This is a genomic window from Streptomyces sp. NPDC005070 (genome assembly GCF_053600395.1).
This window is the reverse complement of the sequence record NZ_JBSFZS010000491.1, coordinates 1-1511: the sequence shown is the minus strand read 5'-3', so window position 1 is coordinate 1511 and position 1511 is coordinate 1. Positions and strand designations below refer to the sequence as shown.

Genomic DNA, 1511 nt, shown 5'->3' with positions numbered 1-1511 from the left:
CATTTCGGTCAAGAGCGACACGGACAGCACGATCAGCAGCACCAATCTGCCCGTCACCCTGATGGTGGACAACGGTCAGCCGACGCCGTCGGGCTATGGCGAGCAGTACCTCGATCAGCCGGTCCACGTAGCGACGGGGGGCGTGCCGGTGGAGGAGGCGCAGGATTTCGAGGTGCTCGCCCTGCTCGTCGAGTACCCCCTCCAAGCGCCGCCGGTATTCGGTCTCGTCCCCGTCGGTGGAGTGGCCCCGAGCCAGCAGACGGGTCGTCTCGCGGTCGATCGCGGTCAGGGCGCGGTCCAGGTGCCGGATCAACTCCGGTTGGAACGACTGTCCGCCGGGCTGCTTCGATGCCTCACGGTCCGCCGCTTCCTCGCCTGCCGCGTCGTGCGCGATCGGTGTCCCGGCCCCGGAACCGGTCGGTGTGGAGCGGGAGTTCGGGCTCGGTGCGACCTGGAAGAGAGCCTGTGTCAGATCATCGGCAGTGTATTCGGTGTGGCCAGCGGCGCACGCCAGGGCGGCGGCGGACTCCAGCACCTGGTCGGCCCTCGGAGTCAGTGGCAGCGGGACGCAAGGCTGCGGCCCCGTATCTGCTGCAGGAGCGGCCGTAGGGGTCTGGCTATGGAAGAGCAGGTCATCGGTCTGGTCCAGAGCCGTCTGGATGTGTTCGGGACCGATGTAGGGCTGGTCGCCGGCTTCGGCGGCCGCCCGGGCGGAGTCCAGGACGCCCCTCGCCCCGGCGTCGGGTGTCGGCTTGGCCCTGGCCTCCTCGGCTGCCGGAGCCGGGCGCGTACCGGGATTCGCGGCAAAGTCACTGTCCCGGAGGATCGCCTGGACGACGTCGTCCAGGTCCGTCCCCGGACGGCCACGCGTCGCCGCGTCCTGGGAGGCCGCCGCCAGCACCCGGCGTACGGCCGGGGTGGACATGACGCGGAGGGGGGCTGCGCCTATCTGTGGGGCGAGGTGGCCAGCGTTGTCAGGGTCGGGCGCATCCGTGTCCGACAGGGCGCGCTCTGGGCGGCGCGGAGCGCTGGCGAGAGGCATGCCCAGCGGGGCGGCGGTTTCGGCGGCCAGGTGGCGGGTCTGGTCCCAGCCCTCCGCGGCGATCGCACGGAGCAGCAGCGCCGGGTCCAGTAGACCGCCCGGCGAGGCTGCGGCCCAGTCCACCGCCCGGGCGACGCTCCGGCGAGCCGGTGCGGTGAAATCGCTCAGCGTCGGCAGCCCACCGATCACGCACCCAGCCGAAGATGGCGACGGCGTCGGAACTTGCGGGGTGGAGGCGGTGTGCATTCGAACGCGGACCAGGATCTCATCGTGGTCCGCGCCGAGTGCAGTCAGGATCTGGGCACCGATGCCCCGGCCGTCCAGCGCCAAAGCGCCAAGGACGTGCAGCGGGCGGACGCGCTTAGCGCCCAGGTTCCGGGCATGACCGGCGGCTAGGGCGAGCACGGCTGTCGCCCGCTCGGAGAGCGGGAGCTCGGCGCGGCGTTCCGGGTCCGGCCCCAGCAGCGCC

At 71.9% G+C, this 1511-nt stretch carries 1 protein-coding gene and 1 pseudogene; both read right to left on the bottom strand.

The features are described from left to right. Positions 1–1231 (bottom strand): hypothetical protein (locus ACWEBX_RS40510; RefSeq protein ID WP_451889692.1); only part of this gene is annotated, 1231 nt, incomplete at its 3' end. Between the two features lie 132 nt (positions 1232–1363). Continuing rightward, positions 1364–1447 (bottom strand): annotated as a pseudogene (locus ACWEBX_RS40505) (hypothetical protein); the annotation flags it as partial. Positions 1448–1511 lie beyond the last annotated feature (64 nt).